This window comes from Pauljensenia sp. UMB0895, from assembly GCF_030218905.1.
GTDB lineage: Bacteria > Actinomycetota > Actinomycetes > Actinomycetales > Actinomycetaceae > Pauljensenia > Pauljensenia turicensis_A.
The window spans coordinates 40,235-59,450 of sequence record NZ_JASOQR010000001.1 but is presented as its reverse complement, the minus strand read 5'-3'; the positions used below and the strand labels follow the sequence as shown (position 1 = coordinate 59,450).

Annotated in this window: 17 protein-coding genes; 12 read left to right on the top strand and 5 right to left on the bottom strand. The window is 55.8% G+C overall.

Going from position 1 to position 19,216, the window contains the following annotated elements; translation table 11 throughout:
* Positions 1-66: 66 nt before the first annotated feature.
* The 7 genes from QP503_RS00260 (at position 67) to QP503_RS00230 (ending at position 8,370) form a co-directional block, all read left to right on the top strand.
* Positions 67-957 (top strand): hypothetical protein, encoded by an 891-nt coding sequence (locus QP503_RS00260; protein WP_006680261.1) that lies wholly within the window; start codon positions 67-69, stop codon positions 955-957.
* Between the two features lie 520 nt (positions 958-1,477).
* Positions 1,478-1,930 (top strand): type III secretion system chaperone family protein, encoded by a 453-nt coding sequence (locus QP503_RS00255; RefSeq protein WP_103632488.1) that lies wholly within the window; start codon positions 1,478-1,480, stop codon positions 1,928-1,930.
* Entirely contained in the window at positions 1,927-2,607 is a 681-nt protein-coding gene (locus tag QP503_RS00250; RefSeq protein WP_006680259.1) for a YbjN domain-containing protein, read from the top strand. Before QP503_RS00255 ends, QP503_RS00250 begins: the two co-directional genes overlap by 4 nt.
* Positions 2,608-2,688: 81 nt before the next feature.
* Positions 2,689-3,312, top strand: coding sequence for a TetR/AcrR family transcriptional regulator (locus QP503_RS00245; RefSeq protein ID WP_006680258.1), 624 nt, complete (start codon positions 2,689-2,691; stop codon positions 3,310-3,312).
* Between the two features lie 203 nt (positions 3,313-3,515).
* On the top strand, positions 3,516-4,505 hold the full coding sequence (locus QP503_RS00240) for a DUF5692 family protein (RefSeq protein WP_006680257.1): 990 nt from the start codon (positions 3,516-3,518) through the stop codon (positions 4,503-4,505).
* A gap of 249 nt (positions 4,506-4,754) precedes the next feature.
* On the top strand, positions 4,755-7,391 hold the full coding sequence (gene clpB, locus QP503_RS00235) for an ATP-dependent chaperone ClpB (protein ID WP_285084419.1): 2,637 nt from the start codon (positions 4,755-4,757) through the stop codon (positions 7,389-7,391).
* A 166-nt stretch (positions 7,392-7,557) separates the two neighbouring features.
* Complete coding sequence (locus QP503_RS00230) at positions 7,558-8,370, top strand: serine hydrolase domain-containing protein (protein ID WP_006680255.1); 813 nt, start codon at positions 7,558-7,560, stop codon at positions 8,368-8,370.
* Between the two features lie 35 nt (positions 8,371-8,405).
* On the opposite strand, the gene QP503_RS00225 is transcribed toward QP503_RS00230, so the two are convergent.
* Positions 8,406-9,203 carry an exodeoxyribonuclease III gene (locus QP503_RS00225; RefSeq protein ID WP_006680254.1) on the bottom strand — a complete coding sequence of 266 codons (798 nt, stop codon included), beginning with the start codon at positions 9,201-9,203 and terminating at the stop codon, positions 8,406-8,408.
* 177 nt (positions 9,204-9,380) lie between these two features.
* On the opposite strand from QP503_RS00225, the gene QP503_RS00220 reads away from it, so the two are divergent.
* From QP503_RS00220 to QP503_RS00210, 3 genes are all read left to right on the top strand, one after another.
* Positions 9,381-10,166 carry an SDR family NAD(P)-dependent oxidoreductase gene (locus QP503_RS00220; protein ID WP_006680253.1) on the top strand — a complete coding sequence of 262 codons (786 nt, stop codon included), beginning with the start codon at positions 9,381-9,383 and terminating at the stop codon, positions 10,164-10,166.
* Positions 10,167-10,349: 183 nt separating this feature from the next.
* On the top strand, positions 10,350-11,621 hold the full coding sequence (locus tag QP503_RS00215) for a hypothetical protein (RefSeq protein WP_285100936.1): 1,272 nt from the start codon (positions 10,350-10,352) through the stop codon (positions 11,619-11,621).
* Between the two features lie 213 nt (positions 11,622-11,834).
* Positions 11,835-14,051 (top strand): NlpC/P60 family protein, encoded by a 2,217-nt coding sequence (locus QP503_RS00210; RefSeq protein ID WP_285100934.1) that lies wholly within the window; start codon positions 11,835-11,837, stop codon positions 14,049-14,051.
* A gap of 173 nt (positions 14,052-14,224) precedes the next feature.
* Here QP503_RS00210 and QP503_RS00205 read toward each other — a convergent pair whose 3' ends face one another.
* The 4 genes from QP503_RS00205 to QP503_RS00190 all read right to left on the bottom strand — a co-directional run bounded on the left by QP503_RS00205 (position 14,225) and on the right by QP503_RS00190 (position 17,058).
* Positions 14,225-14,842 (bottom strand): hypothetical protein, encoded by a 618-nt coding sequence (locus tag QP503_RS00205; protein WP_285068175.1) that lies wholly within the window; start codon positions 14,840-14,842, stop codon positions 14,225-14,227.
* An 18-nt stretch (positions 14,843-14,860) separates the two neighbouring features.
* Entirely contained in the window at positions 14,861-15,430 is a 570-nt protein-coding gene (gene pyrE, locus QP503_RS00200) for an orotate phosphoribosyltransferase (RefSeq protein WP_006680248.1), read from the bottom strand.
* Between the two features lie 248 nt (positions 15,431-15,678).
* Positions 15,679-16,503, bottom strand: a complete 825-nt coding sequence (locus tag QP503_RS00195; RefSeq protein ID WP_006680247.1) for an HAD-IIA family hydrolase — start codon at positions 16,501-16,503, stop codon at positions 15,679-15,681.
* 45 nt (positions 16,504-16,548) lie between these two features.
* The gene (locus QP503_RS00190; protein ID WP_285068172.1) at positions 16,549-17,058 is read right to left on the bottom strand and encodes a PH domain-containing protein; all 510 of its coding nucleotides are present in this window, start codon (positions 17,056-17,058) and stop codon (positions 16,549-16,551) included.
* A gap of 149 nt (positions 17,059-17,207) precedes the next feature.
* Here QP503_RS00190 and QP503_RS00185 point away from each other — a divergent pair, with 149 nt between their 5' ends.
* Together QP503_RS00185 and fbaA are read left to right on the top strand one after the other, a co-directional pair.
* The gene (locus QP503_RS00185) at positions 17,208-17,831 is read left to right on the top strand and encodes a TrmH family RNA methyltransferase (protein WP_285084596.1); all 624 of its coding nucleotides are present in this window, start codon (positions 17,208-17,210) and stop codon (positions 17,829-17,831) included.
* 209 nt (positions 17,832-18,040) lie between these two features.
* Positions 18,041-19,057, top strand: a complete 1,017-nt coding sequence (gene fbaA / locus QP503_RS00180; protein ID WP_006680244.1) for a class II fructose-bisphosphate aldolase — start codon at positions 18,041-18,043, stop codon at positions 19,055-19,057.
* The last annotated feature ends 159 nt before the right edge of the window (positions 19,058-19,216 follow it).

The following is a 19,216-nucleotide window of genomic DNA, read 5'->3' as shown; positions in this document are numbered from 1 at the left end:
CCCCAAAGACAGGGCGCTTCTTCACCGATACGATGGATAAGAATTGACTATCGATCTGGAGGATTGATGACCCCTGAAATGAACACCGATCCGACTGGTAGCCAGCCGAATGGTGGTTTCGCGACCGGTTTCAACGGACAAGCCCCTCAGGCTTCATCCCAAACACCGTGGCCTCAGTACGGCGAGGTCTCCGGTTCATCGAATCCAACCTACGGTTCTTACGCGGGTGGGACGTTCAATGATGGTGGCGCGGGCTACCCGCAGGGTGCGCAAGCGCAGTGGAATTCTGATGCACCTCAGTACCCGGGTCAGCCGATGAATCAGCCGATGGGACAGCCCTATGGCGGCCAACAGGCTGGTGGCCCCAACGTTGCTGGAATGCCGATGCCGGGTGTGCCTCAGAAGCTTCCTAGCCGTGCCGGTTCGATCATCATGATGGTCGTTGGCTTGCTGATGATGTTTATCGTTGCCCCGATTTCCCTGTTGGTGGGCGCTCTGGCTGGTCTCGATCTTGACGGTGTTATTGCTGGAACGAATGAGATCCGCTCTGGCGACACAATCACCATCGGTGACGGCGGATCGCTGATGGTGACGGCCTCACGTTCGGATCCTTCGGCTTACGCGGGCACCCTCTACTCGTGTAAGGTCACCTCGGTTGAAACGGACACCGAATATAAGATGACGACGAGTGCGACGGACACTTTCTACATTGATGGTCTGGCGCCCGGAAATTACGTCGTTGAATGTGAGGGTGAAACCACTAGATTGATGGCAATTTCTGGTGTTACCGCCGACGATTTGGTGGGGGCTGGAATGTCGGGAGTTGCTTGGGCGACGGGAATCGGAATTCTTGGTCTGATCCTACTGATTGCCGGCATCATCTGGCTGGTGGTGACGAATCGTAAGCGTTCGCAAATCCGCGCCACTCAGATAGGTTCGCCGTATCAGTGGCAGTGATGTCCTGACAGTTTCTTTCGCGTGAGGGCGAGGCTGGTAGTGATACCGCCTCGCCCTCACGTCCACCCTGGGTGTTTTCCTCGGCGTCGACGAGGTTCTTCTTGGTTCGCTTCTTCCAGAGTGACAGGGAAGATCCTCTTCACTGAAAAACTGCGAGGGCGTTCGTGTTTCTTTTCCGGGACTGTCAGTCGCCGAGCGTTTGGAAGAGGGATGCCCACGAGGGTGCATGGCGCTGTTTGGGCTTTAAATGAAGAAGACGCCAGCATTCATATCAAGATTCTGACATGGACCATGTACACACCAGATTGACGCTAAATGCAAAATGATTTCTACATGGTCTCTTCTAGACTGGGAACAATGGTGGGTCGGCAACGATGCCATGGCACGTGATTGCCTGGGATGACTGCTCATCCCTGAATGGAGAACGGTTCAGCGCAGGTATCGACATCGTGAAACAATGCGTTTCTTAGCGTTATTGGTAGAGATAAACGGTAATTTCGTTAAAAAGGGGAAGGAAAGCATGGGTTACATCGAGTCAAACAGCGCAGATCGATTGAAGATTCCTACCCCGGTAACTCAAGACCGCCTGAAGGATCTTTTCAATCAACGTAGCTGGACGTGGTTCGTTGATAATGAAGGCGATTTGGGTGGTCGCTGGAATGGCTACACCTTTTATTTTTTGTTGACTGGAACGAAGCAAGAGATTCTCCATATCCTGGGTGGCTGGGGTAACCCCATCAATCCGGACCGTCTACCAGAGGCACGTGCTTTTATTGCTGACTGGCATAGGAAGCACCTCTGGCCGAAAGTCTGCTCGACCCTTAACGATCAGGGAGTCGTCAATATTCGAGTAGAGAACACTGTTGACTGGGAGTCTGGAGCAACGGACGAACAGCTCTACCAGCAGATCGATTGTGCGCTTGGCACGGGGATGCAATTCTTTGAAGCACTGAACGAGGAGCTGTCGTTATGAGCGGAATCTTTGATCGAATTAGGAAGATCTTGAATGCCCAAGTAGCAGATGAAGTGCAAAAGGATGCTTCTGCCAAAGACGGCCTCGTCCTAGATGTAGACGCAGACCTGCAAGAACTCCAGTCCCTTCAGGTTCCCAGTGAAGATGACAACGGGGAAGACCAAGGTAGGGGAGCTTCTTCGGCAGATGATGTGCAGGATCGTTCGGACCAGCCCGATCAGCTGGATCTGACTCGTCCAGTCACCCTTGAACGTGTCGGGTTCTTTTTTGACTCACAGGGTTGGAATTGGGAGATCGACGACGAGGGTGACTTTGTGACAGGTTTCGATTCGAATCAGTACGTGTTCCGGATCACCGGCAAGAAGAATGAAATCTTCACAATTATTGCCTTTCGAAGCACCCCCGTTGATGCTCAGCTGAGGTCAGAAGTCGAGCTACTGATTGAAGATTGGCATGCGACTCACCTGTGGCCGATGGCTTCGTTTACTGAAAAGAACGGAGAGATTCGAATTCTGGCAGAAGTGAACTTGGACTGTGAGTGGGGGCTTTCTGACGCGCAGCTTGTTACTCAGTGCAAATGCGGAATCGGCACAATTTCCGCCTTCTTTGAGGAAGTAGATCAGAAATTTGGCCCAGCTCCATCGGAATCTGACATGAACGGCGACTACAGCGAATAGTGCGCTGTTCGCGACACTAGCGTAGGAACTCTGCCGATCATGTGGCAGACACAGTCATTTATTAAAGGGGGGGGGGATGTGATGGACACTCCGCTCACATCGCGGGCTACAGCTTATCCCCTGCTGAATGAGCGCGGTGAAACGACGCGTTCTCACATCCTCGACGCTGTCCGAGCTGAGATTGTTGAGCGTGGGGCTACAGCGATGACGGTTTCTTCAATCTCGAAGCGAGCGAACCTCACGCGCTCCCTGTTCTACCACTACTTTGCGACCAAAGATGAAGCCGCCTCGGCGGTCCTCGACAGTGTGATTGATGACTTTCTCGCTCAGGTTCGTCAGTGGAACGAGGGGCGAGAACTCGGAAACGTTGATAAAGCTCTTGATGACGCAGTGCATCTTATGTGTTCGATCATCGATCAAGACAGTCCATTCAGCATGAGCTTGGCGGGGACTGGGAACGGGCAACTGTATCTGCAGTTCATTGACCGCGCGGCCGACCGTATCGCGCACTTCATTGTGGATAACACCGTAGAAGATTTCCGCCGACACCATGAGATCAAAATTGGTGACCTTTACGAGACCTTCTACATGCTTATCGTCGGTCTGATCTCCCTGATGAGAACGCGCCCGGATATCAGCGAAGCGGCGGTTAAACGAATCGTCGCCCACACCCTCCAGATTGACGATCTCGTTCAACTCGATTGATGAAGGATTTCTTCATTGAGGGAATGCGCGGAGCTCAAACAGTGATTGACAGGGTGTAAATGTTGGCCCTAGACTGTGTGAGTCAGTTCATATCTGTAGTGGCGCGCGCTTTGAATCTGGATCTTGACCCCGAAGGGTGGACCTTCATTTCTTGAGTCCGTGTCACGACTCAGCGTCCTGTGAGTGCAAGGAAGGCAAGAACAATGTTGTTCGAGGTCTACGGCGAACATGCCGCATATCAGTGGATTGGATGGGTGCTAGTTTTCGCTGCGCTCATCGGAGCGAATGAGATCGCGCGTCGTACAAAGGCGGGAGGCATCTTCTGTTTCCTTGTACTGCCGGCTATTTTGACGGTCTATTTCATTGCGATCTACGTAGGTGCTGGACAGGGTGCCGAGTGGGCGCTCAATAACCCGACCTACGTGCACATGAATAGCTGGTTCCACTATGCGAAGCTCTATGCGGCAACTGCTGGCTGTATTGGCTTCATGATGCTGAAGTATGGCTGGGGAAAAATCGGTCGTTCACATGCATTCAAGTGCTTCCCGTTCGTTATTGTTGCGATCAACATTCTGATTGCCGTTGTCTCTGATTTTGAGTCGGCGTTCCGCGCATTCGGCACGACCTGGGTTTCCTCCGAAGGTGTCACGCTGATGGGCGGTTGGCACAATGTCTTCAATGGCATCGCGGGTCTGATCAATATCTTCCTGATGACCGGCTGGTTTGGTATCTACGCTTCTCGAAAGAAGCAGGACATGCTCTGGCCAGACATGACGTGGGTGTTCATTGTCGCCTACGACCTCTGGAACTTCTGCTACACCTACAACTGTTTGCCGACTCACGCCTGGTACTGCGGTGTTGCCCTGCTTCTTGCACCGACGGTTGCCAACGCCTTCTGGAATAAGGGTGGTTGGATCCAGAATCGTGCAAATACGTTGGCTCTCTGGTGTATGTTCGCGCAGGTTGTTCCCGCGTTCCAGGACTACTCGAATTTCTCGGTTCAGTCCGTGAATAATCCGAATGTAAACCTGTTTGTTTCGATTCTCGCTCTGGCTGCCAACATTCTGGCTCTCGGCTACGTGATCTACCGTTCGCGCAAGCTTGGCCGTAACCCGTACACGAATGAAATCTTCGTGGGGACGAAGGATTTCGAGGCTGCAATGGCGCGCCGTGAGGATGTGGCTACCGCCTGATCCAGTTTGTATGGACGAGGCCCCGCCCGGCATGTGTCGGGCGGGGTTTTCGCTTGTCAGATCACCTTTGTCAGCTAAGGGTGAGTAGCTGGCCTCGTGAATGGGGAAGCGGAAGGGGTGGAAGTTGAGTTTTCGGCGAGAAAAATAAAGTTGAGTGGAATAGACTCAACTTTGGAGCGTTGATATATGCAGACGCACGTGGGATCGCCACGTGCCCATATCTCGACGCAATGCGTCACTGGAGGAAATATGACCAACGAATTCACGACGAAAGCGCAGGAAGCTATTGGCTCTGCGCTCGAGTCAGCCAGGGCAGCTGGCAACCCGGGAGTTACGCCCCTGCATCTTTTGAATGCTCTGCTGACTCAGAACGAAGGAATTGCGACGGCGCTTCTCGATGCTGTCGGTGCCGACCGTAAGACGATCGGCGCGAGAGCGCGTAACGCTCTGCTCGCATTGCCAAGTATTCAAGGCTCGACCGCCCAAAACGCTCAGGCAGACCAGGCTCTGATGGGAGTCATCAACGACGCTCAGAAGCGTGCAGAAAAGGCTGGCGACGCTTATGTGTCGACTGAACACCTGATGATTGCGCTTGCCGCGTCAAAGAGTGAGGCCGGCACCATTCTTTCTCACAACGCGGCACCGCCCACCGCTTTGGAGGAAGCTCTGAAGACGCTCCGTCCGAATCCGATTACATCACCTGACCCGGAGGGGAGCTTCGAAGCTCTCAAGAAGTACGGGCGAGACCTGACCGAGGTTGCTCGCGAAGGCAAGCTCGACCCGGTGATCGGTCGTGACGCGGAGATTCGTCGCGTTGTGCAGGTACTGTCGCGTCGTACGAAGAACAACCCTGTCCTCATCGGTGAGCCCGGTGTGGGTAAGACTGCGGTTGTCGAAGGGTTGGCTCAGCGTATTGTCGCGGGCGATGTTCCGGCATCCCTGAAGGATAAGACGCTTATTGCTCTCGACCTGGCATTGATGGTGGCAGGCGCGAAATACCGCGGTGAATTTGAGGAGCGTCTGAAGGCTGTCCTCGAAGAAATCCAGCGCTCTGACGGGCAGGTCATCACCTTTATCGACGAGCTTCACACGGTCGTCGGTGCCGGTGGTGGGTCTGAAGGTGCGATGGATGCTGGCAATATGCTCAAGCCGATGCTTGCGCGTGGCGAACTGCGCATGGTTGGCGCGACCACGCTGGACGAGTATCGCGAGAACATTGAAAAGGACCCGGCTCTGGAACGTCGTTTCCAGCAGGTTTTCGTCGGCGAACCGTCCGTTGAGGATACGGTTGCGATCTTGCGCGGTATTGCGCCGAAGTACGAGGCTCACCATAAGGTGACAATCTCCGATGGTGCGCTCGTTGCGGCGGCAACCTTGTCGGATCGCTACATCACGGGGCGTCAACTGCCGGATAAGGCGATCGACTTGATTGATGAGGCTGCGTCTCGTCTGCGGATGGAACTTGATTCTTCCCCGATCGAGATCGATGAGTTGCGTCGCCAGGTGGATCGTCTGCGAATGGAAGAATCCTATCTGACCGAATCTGATTCGGATAAGACGGATGAAGCGACCCAGATTCGCCTAGAGAAGCTTCGTGCGGACCTCGCTGATAAGCAGGAAGAGCTGACTGCATTAACTGGACGCTGGGAGGCAGAGAAGGCCGGGCATAACAAGGTCGGTGATCTGCGCGTTCAGCTGGATGAACTGCGTACTCAGTTGGAACTTGCTATCCGTGAGAATCGTTGGGAAGAAGCCGGAAGGCTTCAGAACGGTGAAATCCCCGCGGTCGAACGCCAGATTGGCGAAGCCGAGGCGAACGCTGAAGCGGAAGATGAAGCAGCCGGCGAGCCGATGATCGCAGAGAAGGTTGGGCCGGCTGAGATTGCGGAAGTCGTGGAGTCCTGGACGGGTATCCCGACCGGTAAGCTCCTACAGACGGAAACCGAGAAGCTTCTGACCATGGAAGATGCGATCGGGCATCGACTGATTGGTCAGAAGATGGCCGTCGCGGCGGTGTCCGATGCGGTTCGGCGTTCCCGTGCGGGGATTGCGGATCCGAATCGTCCGACCGGTTCGTTCCTGTTCCTCGGTCCGACGGGTGTCGGTAAGACGGAGCTGGCGAAGTCGCTGGCGGAGTTCCTCTTCGATGATGAGCGAGCGATGATTCGCATCGACATGTCGGAGTACTCCGAGAAGCATTCGGTCGCGCGCCTCGTCGGCGCCCCTCCGGGATACGTTGGATACGAGCAGGGTGGTCAGCTGACCGAAGCTGTTCGCCGTCGTCCGTATTCGGTGATCCTTTTGGATGAGGTCGAAAAGGCTGATCCGGAGATCTTCGACATTCTGCTTCAGGTTCTCGACGATGGTCGCTTGACTGACGGTCAGGGTCGCACGGTTGATTTCAGGAATACGATCTTGATTTTGACATCGAACCTTGGCTCGCAGTTCCTATCCGATCAGTCTTTGACGCAAGAGATGAAGACTGATGCGGTGATGGAGACGGTGCGTCATGCATTCAAGCCGGAGTTCTTAAACCGTCTGGATGAGACGGTCATGTTCGACCCGCTGTCGGCGGATGACTTGGCTGGCATTGTTGACCTGATGGTCGGCCAGCTCGCGAAGCGTCTTGAGGGCCGTCGCATCACGCTCGACGTGTCCGAGCCTGCCCGCGGTCTGCTGACCCGGATTGGCTACGACCCGGCTTACGGTGCTCGTCCGCTACGTCGCCTGATCCAGAAGGAAATCGGTGACAAGCTGGCGAAGATGCTTCTAGCCGGCGAGGTTGGCGATGGTTCGACCGTTCGCGTCGATGTTTCCGAAGACTTGGAGACTCTGTCGATGCAGGTAGTCGCAGAAGGTGAAGAGCCGGACATCTTCTCCTGCTGATTGATTCACGAGGCCGTGTGGGGCGCGGGTTTTCAACGCGCGCCCCACACGTGCGCTTGTCACCAGAACTCGTGGCCGATAAGGGCGCGTTTAGAATAGGGGGGCACACCGATAACAGCACGGCCCGAACAATCGAGCGAGCGTCACAACGCAGAAGGGGACACGCATGGCAGTGATCACGAGCGAACTGATGGATATTCCTTTTGCTCATGCGTATGCGTTGAATGCTGGGGGACAGACCCTGGTCAAGGTTGGTGACACGTCGACCGTCTATCCGCTGGCGTCTGTCACGAAGCTTCTGATGGCATGGTCAACGTTGGTTGCAGTCCAGCGAGGCTTTATCAGTTTGGGCGATCCGGCTGGTCCCGAAGGGTCCACGATTCGCCACCTTCTGGCTCACGCCTCGGGCTTGCCCGCAGAATCTCGCGATGCACAGTTCGGCGTCGAAAAACGACGTGTTTACTCCAACGCCGGTTTCGAGATCCTTGGTGATGCGGTTGCCGAAGCAACGGGAACAGACATCGGTCGATGGATTGAAGAATCCGTGATCGAGCCTCTGGGCATGACAACGGCGGACGTTCCCGGTTCAGTCGCACGCTCTGGGCGAGCAAGTATTGATGACCTGCTGATCCTCGGCCAGGAGCTCCTGCATCCAACTTTGATCAGCGATGCGCTATCGACTGAAGCGGTAACCCCGCAGTTCCCCAACCTCGCGGGCGTTGTCCCCGGATACGGTCGGCATAACCCGTGCCCGTGGGGACTCGGCCTTGAAATCCGGGGAACGAAGAACCCGCACTGGACCGCCCCAGATGCCCCGGCCACAACATTCGGCCACTTCGGAGTCTCAGGCTCGTTCCTCTGGGTTGACCGTGAACACGACGCGACCGCAGCGTTCCTTGGTTCACAAGAATTCGGCCCCTGGCATAAGGAACAATGGTCGCAGCTCAACGCCCAATTGCAGGGCCTCGTGAATGCCTAACTGTCAGGCGCGAAGGCGGTTCTGATCCCAAGTGGTCAGTCGGCAATGTCGATGATGACTGGCACATGATCCGACGCGCCCTTGCCCTTACGCTCATCCCGATCGATCTGAGCCTCAACCACACGCGACGCCAACGCGGGGGAGGCGTACACAAAGTCAATGCGCATGCCCTCATTCTTCGGGAAGCGTAGCTTCTGGTAATCCCAGTAGGTGTAGTTGGTGACGCGGTCGCGGGTGATTTCGTCCCACCCGTCATCGGCGAAAGCAAAGAATGCGTCGCGCTCGGGCTGTGAGACGTGGGTGGCGTCGGCAAATGCGGTCATGTCCCACACGTCCTCATCAAAGGGGGCGACATTCCAGTCACCGACCATGGCGATCTGCGCCTTCGGGTCCTCAGACAGCCACTTCACACCGTTTTCCTTCAAGACGCGTAGCCACTCGAGCTTGTAGACGTAATGAGGGTCGGTCAGCTCACGACCGTTCGGGATATACAGGCTCCAGATCGTGAATGGTGAGCTATCGGGCGATTCGACAGTAACGCCGAGTGCGCGAGCCTCCACAACCGGAGGATTCCCAAATGCGGGTTGGCCCGCGAAATGATCCTCGACCTTAAGAATCGGTAGGCGCGAGGCTACCGCAACACCATTCCACTGATTCAGGCCGTGAATCCGAACCTCGTACCCCGCTTCGGTGAACTGGTCGACGGGGAACTGGTCGGGTTTGCACTTAATTTCCTGCATCGCCAGTACGTCTGTGCTCGAGCGTTCAAGGAAAGCGATGACGCGATCGACGCGGGTGCGGATGGAGTTGACGTTCCAGGTAGCAAATCTCATGGGATAAACCCTAGCCGGCAGGCTCCGACCTTGCTTGTTCGGGGTTTGAGTCCGCGCTTGTTCAGGGATTGACCGCGCTTGTTCACCAAAGACCTGTTTGTCAGTCTTTTTCGCTCCTGCGGTAGTTGCGGGTGAAGGTCCCTGACGATGGCGTGCTTTGCCTCGTAGGCTTATCTCATGGGAACTGCACTTGTTACCGGCGCGACGTCGGGCATTGGCGAAGAGTTTTGTTGGCAACTGGCTGCAGGTGGCCATGATCTGGTCCTGGTGGCACGGAGTGAAGCGACATTGCACCAGCTTGCGGAGCGACTTCACGCCTACGCGGGGATTAACGCAGAGGTGATTGTCGCTGACTTGGCGAATCCTGACCAGCTGGCTCGCGTCGCTGAGCGTCTGGATGTGGGTGGTGCTGAAGTGGGCGCTTCGGCTCTGAAGCCCATCGATCTGCTGGTGAATAATGCCGGATTCGGGCTAGGTACGTCCTTCCCTGACAACGACCTTGATGCTGAGCTCTATGGCTTGGATGTCATGGTTCGTGCGGTGATGGTGTTGTCGCATCATGCAGCTCGGTCGATGCGCGTGCGTCACCGAGGTGCCATCATCAACACGGCGTCGGTAGCGTCGCGAACAGGGGCGGGCACCTACTCCGCGCATAAAGCGTGGGTCGTTGCGTTCACCGAGGGCCTGTCGGAGGAATTACGAGGCTCGGGAGTGACTGCTACCGCTGTTATGCCGGGGCCGGTTCGTACTGAATTCTTTACAAAGGCTGGTGTCGATATGGAAGAGATGCCGGGTGCGTTCTTGGCGACCCCTGAGGAAGTTGTGACTGCTGGCCTTGACGCGGTGCGTCGCGGGAAAGTGTTGGTCACGCCGACTGTTCCTGCGAAGGTCGGGATGGCGTTGATGAAGTTTGCTCCGCGTTCTTTGACGCGTCGTGTGATGCGGGCTGTTCCGCATATGTGAGTGCATACCAGCACTTAATGGGGCTACTGTTACTAATGTGATTGGTGATAATAATGTGGTTTAGCTCTTGCTCCCTCATTTTGTTCACCGATACTCTGTAATGACATGTCTGCTCGACGTGTGTCTGTTGACTCCCATCAACGATCAGTCGATTGAAGGAAGAACTCGCCAATGAAACTGCGTATGACGAAGCGAACGGCTCTGCTTGGCCTCGTAGCTGCCGCGCTCATCATTCCCGGAGTAAAAGCGACAAGCGCCGACTCCGCGCAGAGTGCAACAGGGGTAAGTATTCCGCAAGCAGCTCAGATGGACCTGCAGTCGGGCGTAAATCCTTTCTCCCCTTCAACGGTGACAACCTCCACCACTCCCTACGCCCCGTCCGGAGGAAACTGGCAGAACATTGGTGGCGATTGGCGTTGGGCTGCCAATGGCACGGGTCTCCAGATTGCGTCAACCTGGGCAAAAATCAATGGGCACATCTATCACTTTGAATCAACAGGCTGGATGAATACCGGTTGGTACAAAGAGGATGGCACTTGGTACTATTTCCAGCCTTCAGGAGGCTATGCGGGAGCCCTACACACCGCCGGCTGGCTCAAGCTCGGCGAAACCTGGTACTACCTTGATCCGACGACCGGCAAGATGATCGCAGACACGGAGAAGATCATCAACGGAAAGCTATACCTCTTCGACATTGACGGCAAGATGAAGACCGGCTGGGTCTCCATGTCGCAAGGTTGGCGCTACATCGACGCATTAGGTGACCGCGTCTTCGGCTGGCTCAAGCTGAACGGCACCTGGTACTACCTTGATCCGTCCACGGGAATCATGCAGACCGGCCGACGCGCGATCAATGGAACCACCTACGTGTTCAACTCTTCGGGTGCAATGTCTACCGGCTGGACCAAGTTGAAGGAAGGCTGGCGCTATTCCGATTCCAACGGCGTCGAGTACCTCGGCTGGCTGGGTCTGAATGGGGCGTGGTATTACCTCGATCCATCAAATGGCGTCATGGTCGAAAATGCTTCCAAGACAATTGGTGGCAGGACCTACACTTTCGACGCCAATGGCAAGATGAAGACCGGCTGGGTATCAAACTCTGACGGTTGGCGTTACCTCAACGCATCCGGGTACGAAACCTACGGCTGGTTGAATGATCGAGGAACGTGGTACTACCTTGATCCGTCCACGGGAATCATGAAGACCGGACGCCACACGATCAATGAAACCACCTACGTGTTCAACGCTTCGGGTGCAATGTCTACCGGCTGGGCACGTCTGAGCGATGGTTGGCACTACTCCTCAACCAGTGGTGCCGAGGCTGTTGGCTGGGCAATCGTGAACGGCTACTGGTACTACATGGATCCCTCAACGGGCATCATGGTCGCAAACACCTCGAAGAATATTGGTGGAAAAACCTACTCCTTCGACGCTTCTGGAGTATGGCGTTCCTGAACGTCTGGTCGTCCTCGTAAAATCCGCGCAACCCCGAACGTGAAATTGTTCGATGTGCTGGATAGTCCGGAAGTCGACGTGCTCATTTCGTCGTGATTCGCTGCTGTACAGTAACGTGCGCCATTCGATAAGGTGATTCCTGAGTAGTATTTACTAGTAATCCAATGTGGCTGATCTTGGTGCCATCTACGGAATTGCAATACAAGGGGAACAATGAGAGTTTCACACCAAGTCCCGTGGCGTACATTGGCAAGCGCGTGTGTTATCTCTGGGCTTGTCCTGTCGACGAACGTCGCCACGTTTGCTGACGAAAACGGTGAAAGCGCACCTTTGACCGTCGCAACCCAGAGCGATCCCCAAGAAAACCCGCAGAATCAGGAGGGTACTTCACCTCTAGGAGCTGAAACCGTAGCTCCTGTCGCTACCCCGAAAAAGACGACTGCCCACGAACCTTTGCAATCCCCTGAAGGTTCATGGATCTACTCCGGCGTCTGGCAGTGGAAGCAACCCGATGGGACGCTCCTGAAAGACTCGTGGGCGCGTATTAACGGCTCCACCTACTACTTCGATGCGAACGGGACCATGGCAAGTAACTGGTTCCGCAACTCTGATTCGTGGTTCTACGCATCCGCGTCTGGTGCTCTTACCACAGGTTGGTTGAATGATCGAGGTACGTGGTACTACCTCGATTCTGAAACGGGACAGATGGTCACCGGCCAGAAGCAAGTGGGAAACGAAACCTACTTCTTCAATGCCTCCGGCGCGATGTTGACCGGTTGGGTTGAGATGCCCGATGGGTGGCATTACGCGACTACGTTCGGCGTTGAAGTTCATGGTTGGTTGAATGATCGAGGTACGTGGTACTACCTTGATCCGTCCACGGGAATCATGCAGACCGGCCGACGCGCGATCAATGGAACCACCTACGTGTTCAACTCTTCGGGTGCAATGTCTACCGGCTGGACCAAGTTGAAGGAAGGCTGGCGCTATTCTGATTCCAATGGCGTCGAGTACCTCGGCTGGCTGGGTCTGAATGGGGTGTGGTATTACCTCGATCCATCAAATGGCGTCATGGTTGAAAATGCTTCCAAGTCAATTGGTGGCAGGACCTACACTTTCGATGCCAATGGCAAGATGAAGACCGGCTGGGTATCAAACTCTGACGGTTGGCGTTACCTCAACGCATCCGGGTACGAAACCTACGGCTGGTTGAATGATCGAGGTACGTGGTACTACCTTGATCCCGTTACGGGCATCATGGCGACAGGCGAGCGAACTATCGGCGGGAACTCCTATGAGTTCGCATCTAACGGCGCGATGTTGACCGGATGGTACAAGCGCGCAGATGGCTGGCATTACCGCAAGCCTTCAGGTGAAGTCGGTCTTGGATGGCAACGGGTTGGTTTAGATTGGTACTACCTTGATCCCGTTATGGGCATCATGGCGACAGGCGAGCGAACTATCGGCGGGAACTCCTATGAGTTCGCATCTAACGGCGCGATGTTGACCGGATGGTACAAGCGCGCAGATGGCTGGCATTACCGCAAGCCTTCAGGTGAAGTCGGTCTTGGATGGCAACGGGTTGGTTTAGATTGGTACTACCTGGAACCGTCTACAGGCATCATGGCGAATGCTGGTCGCACGATCGACGGGAAATGGTACAACTTCCTCTCGTCGGGTCAATGGGTCAACTACCAAGCTCCTGCCGGCTATCTACAACCGACAATGTCAATTCAGTCCCTTGGATGGGCTACCAATACTCTGACCTACGGCATGAACGGCGTGAAAGTCAGAATCGTTCAACAGCGCCTAGGTATCTGGCACACGATGAAGCTGGCGTCCGTTGACAGTAGTTTTATGTCGGCAGTGCGTAACTTCCAGCGTCGAGCGGGCCTGCCACAAACGGGCGTCGTCGATGAGCGCACATGGAACGCGATGGGAACCGGGTATTCCTGGTATGTCGACCAGTATCAAGTTGCGCCGACCGTTTCGGTTAGCGCAAGTCGCTCCGAACACATTGAAGCAATGATTTCCTACGCCTTGGCGCAGGTGGGATCGCCCTACACTTGGGGTGGAGCTGGCCCGTACAACTTGGGCTTTGACTGTTCGGGTTTGGTGCTTCAAGCACTACACGCAGGTGGCCTTGATCCACAACCGATTAACGTGCTCAAGCATGCGTGGCCTGACTATCGCACCTCGCAGGAGCTCTACAACTACTCCGGATTCCAATATCTTCCGCTGTCGCAAAGGCAACGTGGTGACTTGATCTTCTACACGTCGGGTGGCGTAGTGACGCATGTGTCGCTCTACTTGGGTAATGAGCGGGTTGTCCACACCGACTGGATGGGGAATCCGGCTCGTGTTGATTCCGTGTGGACTAGCTACGGATACTCCAACACCGCACCGTGGGTCATTCGCCCGTTCCCGTAAAGAGAATCGTGATCTAGCAGGTCGGTAGCTTTCCAGTTTGCCGGCACGTAACGAGGCCCCTCAGGAAACTGAGGGGCCTCGTTCGTCAGTATAGGGAAGCGAGAGTCTTTACTGGTCTTGAGATCTTTACTGGTCTTGAGATTTTCCTTGGAGATCTGCCTTGGAACTCTGTCTTAGAACACGATTGGCCAGTGCGGAAGACAGTCGGTCAAGGTGATGTGCGCGGAGTTGAAGAGCTCCACAGTTGATGCATATTCGGGGTTCAACTCGGGCATCTTCCCGGTCTTAATTGCTTCTTCTGCAGCCCGATCATCAACGTATTCGTTTAAGGAGCCATCAGACAGGCGCGCACTTGCATCCGCGTACGCTTTGAACGCCTCCGTTGCATGAGTACCAGTGGAATCCACCGATCCTGCTTGCACCAGAGCATCAGTTTGTGCCGAGGCAAAAGCCTTGACGAAAGAAGCCCACGCGGTAGTTGCAGTGGTGGAATTGCCTGAGACTGTTGCTTCAGTAAAGGCTTGTCCTTCAGGTAAGGACTCGAGTGCCTGGACGAGAATGTCATCCATCGCTTGGCAGCCCGCTGAAGGAGCGCTCATCTCGGGAAGCGCTTGGGTTGATTGAGGATCGGCATAGATCCCCGCTCCAGCCTCAGATCCGATTGACTGCGCTGTGGGGGCAGATTGTGGGCTTGCCTTGGGCGATGGTGAGCATGCGCCAAGAGTAAGCGTGAGACCTGCAACCGCGCTCAAACACACTGAGCAACGTCCCGGAAAGAGTTGATTTCGCATCAGATTCCTACCGTGAAATCAGGCCAGATCGAGGTCTTCAAGACCGAGCGCATAGAAGTAGGGGAATCCCTCAGCCTCGATGCGTTCCTTAGCGCCAGTTGCGCGGTCAACGATGACTCCAACAGCAACGACCTCGGCTCCTGCTTCACGCAGAGCAGTGGCAGCTTCCAGAGGTGAACCGCCAGTGGTCGAGGTGTCTTCGAGGACAACCACGCGCTTGCCGACCACGTCCGGCCCCTCAATGCGACGCTTCATGCCGTGATCCTTGGCAGCCTTGCGCACAACGAAAGCATCAAGGTCGAGGCCACGCGAAGAAGCGGCATGCATCATTGCGGCTGCAACGGGGTCTGCTCCCATGGTCAGGCCACCAACTGCAACATAGTCTTCGCCCGGAGCGAAACCGGATTCTTCCAAAAGATCGAGCATGACGTGGCCGATCAGGGGCGCAGCTTCGTGATGAAGCGTTGCGCGACGCATATCAACGTAGAAATCAGATTCGCGACCGGAAGCCAGAGTCACCTTTTCGTGGATGACGGCGAGTTCCTTGACGAGTTCGGACAGGCGGGCTTTTTGAGAGTCATTCGTCATGCTTCACAGTCTAGACGGTAGGTGGGCATAGAGGATGAGGTGACGGTAGGTGGGCATAGAGGATGGGACGCTTTCGCCACATCTCTCGCTCCGTAGCCGGCCGTATACGAAAGTGCCCCCAACCTTTGAACTGTCTCCCGGAAGTTGGACTGATTTATTCAGTTTTCTTCCGGAGGACAGTTCACTTCAGGCTGGGGGCAGTATCGTCAAGAGCTCGAGCATTCAGCCCGAGAAGGGAAAACAGGCGGTCAGCCGGCGATTGCCTCGACCAGCTCAATCAGCTCACCAATACCCTCGTGAATTCCGAATGGGCGGTATGGATACTGTTCGACCTGTTCGATTGACGTTGAGCCGGACAGCACAAGGTGCGTGCGCAGACCGGCTTCAACACCCGCCTGAATATCCGTGTCCATGCGGTCGCCGACCATTGCAGCGTGCTCAGAGTGAGCGCCGATCTTGTTCAGACCTGCGCGAATCATCACGGGGTTCGGTTTGCCGACGAAGTAGGGGCGCTTACCGGTGGCTGCGGTGATCATTGCTGCGATCGAACCGGTGGCGGGCAGTGTGCCTTCATCCGAGGGACCCGTGACGTCCGGGTTGGTGGCGATGAACTTTGCGCCACTTTCGATCAGTCGGATTGCTCGGGTAATCGCGTTGAAGTCGTAGTTACGTGTCTCGCCGAGCACCACGTACTCAGGATCCTGATCGGTCATGATGTAGCCGGCGCCGTGGAGCGCGGTCGTCAGTCCGGCCTCGCCAATCACGAATGCGGACGAGTTGGGTGACTGCTGCGACAGGAATGCTGCGGTTGCGTTTGCCGAAGTCCAAATATGCTCCTCGGCAACATCCAAACCGGACCGTTCAAGTCGAGCAGACAGGTCGCGGTTGGTGAAGATTGAGTTGTTCGTCAGAACCAAGAATGGCATGTTCTTGGCGCGCAGTGCCTCAAGGAACTGCTGAGCTCCGGGAAGCGCGCGGTTTTCCTTGACCAGAACACCGTCCATGTCGGAAAGCCATGCGGAAACAGGTGGCATGTCAGTGAGCGCCTTGGGCGCGATTTCGTTATCAGTCATGTCTTTATCCTATGTGGAATATCGGGGAAAGACATGGATAAGGGTCTATTCGGGATCTGCGACGATTGCGCCGTGAATGTCGTTGAACAGCAGGTTCGAGATTTCAACTTGAACGTATTCGACGCGCGGAACATCGTGCAGGACAAGCGGGTCGTCTGCGCTGGTCTGCAGAGTCAGAGTGCCACACCCGAACAGGCGGTCGATAAAGTCGCGGTCCATTGCTACGTCGGAAATGCGCGTGATAGGCAGGTCGTGACCCTTCTTATTGATGATGCCGTGGCGCGTGATGATGCGCTTCGTGGTCAGCGTGAAGGTCGTGGTGAGCCAGCGGATGAACGGCATGATGAAGATCGGGAATGTCGCGACGATGACGATTGCCCAGACGATCTCGTGGCTGTAGGGCGCCCACTCAGTCGGTAGGTAGACCGACGCGAAGACGCCGACAATGATCAGAACCAGCTCAGCCAGCGTATTGCCCAGGATGGCTTTGAAGTGCGTGCGCATACGGCGGACAATGTGTTCATCTTGTGACAAGAGTGCATGACGTGGAGACATGTCTTAATCGTGCCATTATTTCCCCCGCTTGTGCGTGCTATGTAATGCAAGACGCTATCGTTATGCCCGTGAGTAATGATTATCAGGATGTCGTCAGCGCCGATGAGCGCGGTGCGCAGGTGCTAGACCGTGCGCTCTCCGGTGGTGCAATGGGGGGCGAGGCCACGCCTGCTTCTGAAAGCAGGCCCGGTGTTGGTCCGTGGGTTGGCGAGCTTCCGACCGATGAAAAGTACGATCCTGAACTATTGAAGAACGGCGATCATCGTAACGTTGAAGACCAGTATCGCTACTGGACGATGGACGCGATCCGCGAAGACATCGCAGCCCATGCGCTCCCGTTCGAGGTTGCAATCGAGAACCTCGGTCATGACTTCAATATCGGGTCTATCGTGCGCACTGCGAATGCGCTAGGAGCTAGCCGAGTCCACATCGTCGGGCGTCGTCGTTGGAATCGTCGCGGGGCAATGGTGACTGACCGCTACCTGCAGATCGATCACTGCCAGACTCCCGAAGACCTTGCCCGATCGTGCGCAGAGCGCGGAATGAGCCTCGTCGGCGTCGATAACGTGGAGGGCTCCAAGCCACTGGAATCCACTGAACTGCCGAAGCGAGCGTGCCTGATTTTCGGCGAAGAATCCTCCGGTTTGAGCCAGGAAATGAGCGACCTTGCCGAGGTGATCGTCCACATTACCCAGCGAGGATCGACGCGCTCAATGAATGTTGGCCACGCGGCGGCAATCGCGATGTGGGCGCACGCGTCCAGTTTGGCCTGACGCTTCAGTGATGTGCGCGGCCTCGTTCCTCATCGGCGAGGCCGGGATGGCGAAGCTAAAACTACGCTGTTTTTTTGTTGCCTGCACGGGCAAAAGTCCACCTTAGAGGCACTTATGTGCAGGAAATAGGGACTTCCTACCTCACATGAAACTTGCGATGTGTGGAACAATAGCCAGTGACAAATCTGTCGTTCGAATAGGAGGCTCCTGTGCCTGTCGCAACCCCTGAGGTCTACGCCGAGATGCTGAACCGCGCGAAGGAAGGCAAGTTTGCCTACCCCGCGATCAACGTGACCTCTTCCCAGACCGTTACCGCTGCTATCCAGGGCTTCGCCGAGGCAGAATCTGACGGTATCGTTCAGATTTCCGTCGGTGGCGCTGAATACGCTTCCGGTTCGACGATCAAGAACCGCGTCACCGGTTCGCTCGCCCTCGCTGCATACGCAACCGAGGTCGCCAAGAACTACGGCGTGACCATCGCTCTGCACACCGACCACTGCGCAAAGCAGAATATTGATTCCTGGATCCGCCCGCTCATGGAGATTGAAGCAACCCAGGATCTGCCGACCTTCCAGTCGCACATGTGGGACGGCTCCGCTGTTCCGCTCGCCGAGAACCTGGAGATCGCCAAGGAACTCCTCGCCCTCTCCCAGAAGGCAAACACCATCCTCGAAATCGAAATCGGCGTTGTCGGTGGCGAAGAAGACGGTGTTGTCGGCGAAATCAACGAGAAGCTCTACACAACCACCGAAGATGCACTCAAGACCGTTGAGGCCCTCGGTCTTGGCGAGAACGGCCGTTACCTGACCGCTCTGACCTTCGGTAATGTCCACGGTGTTTACAAGCCGGGTCACGTCAAGCTTCGTCCCGAAATTCTGGGCACCATCCAGGAAGAGGTTGCAGCAAAGGTTGGTTGGAAGAACAACCGTCCGTTCGACCTGGTCATGCACGGTGGCTCCGGTTCGACCGCAGAGGAAATTGCCCTCGCAGTCGAAAACGGCGTCATCAAGATGAACGTCGACACCGACACCCAGTACGCCTTCACCCGTCCGGTCGTGGAGCACATGTTCCGCAACTACGACGGTGTCCTGAAGATCGACGGTGAGGTCGGCAACAAGAAGCAGTACGACCCGCGTTCGTGGGGCAAGTCTGCTGAAGCAGGCATGGCTGCTCGCGTCGTCGAGGCTTGCCAGCGTCTTGGTTCCGTCGGAACCAAGATGGCCTGATCTTTTACCTGATCAACGGACGGGGTCCGCAGCTACGGCTGCGGGCCCTTTCCGCGTTTAGCCCTGTTTCGCATGCGTGAGGGCGCACTTTTGTCCGGCCACACTGGAAGTTTTGCGCGCTTTCGCTGAAAGAGTGCCTCAGATAGCGACAACGCGGGT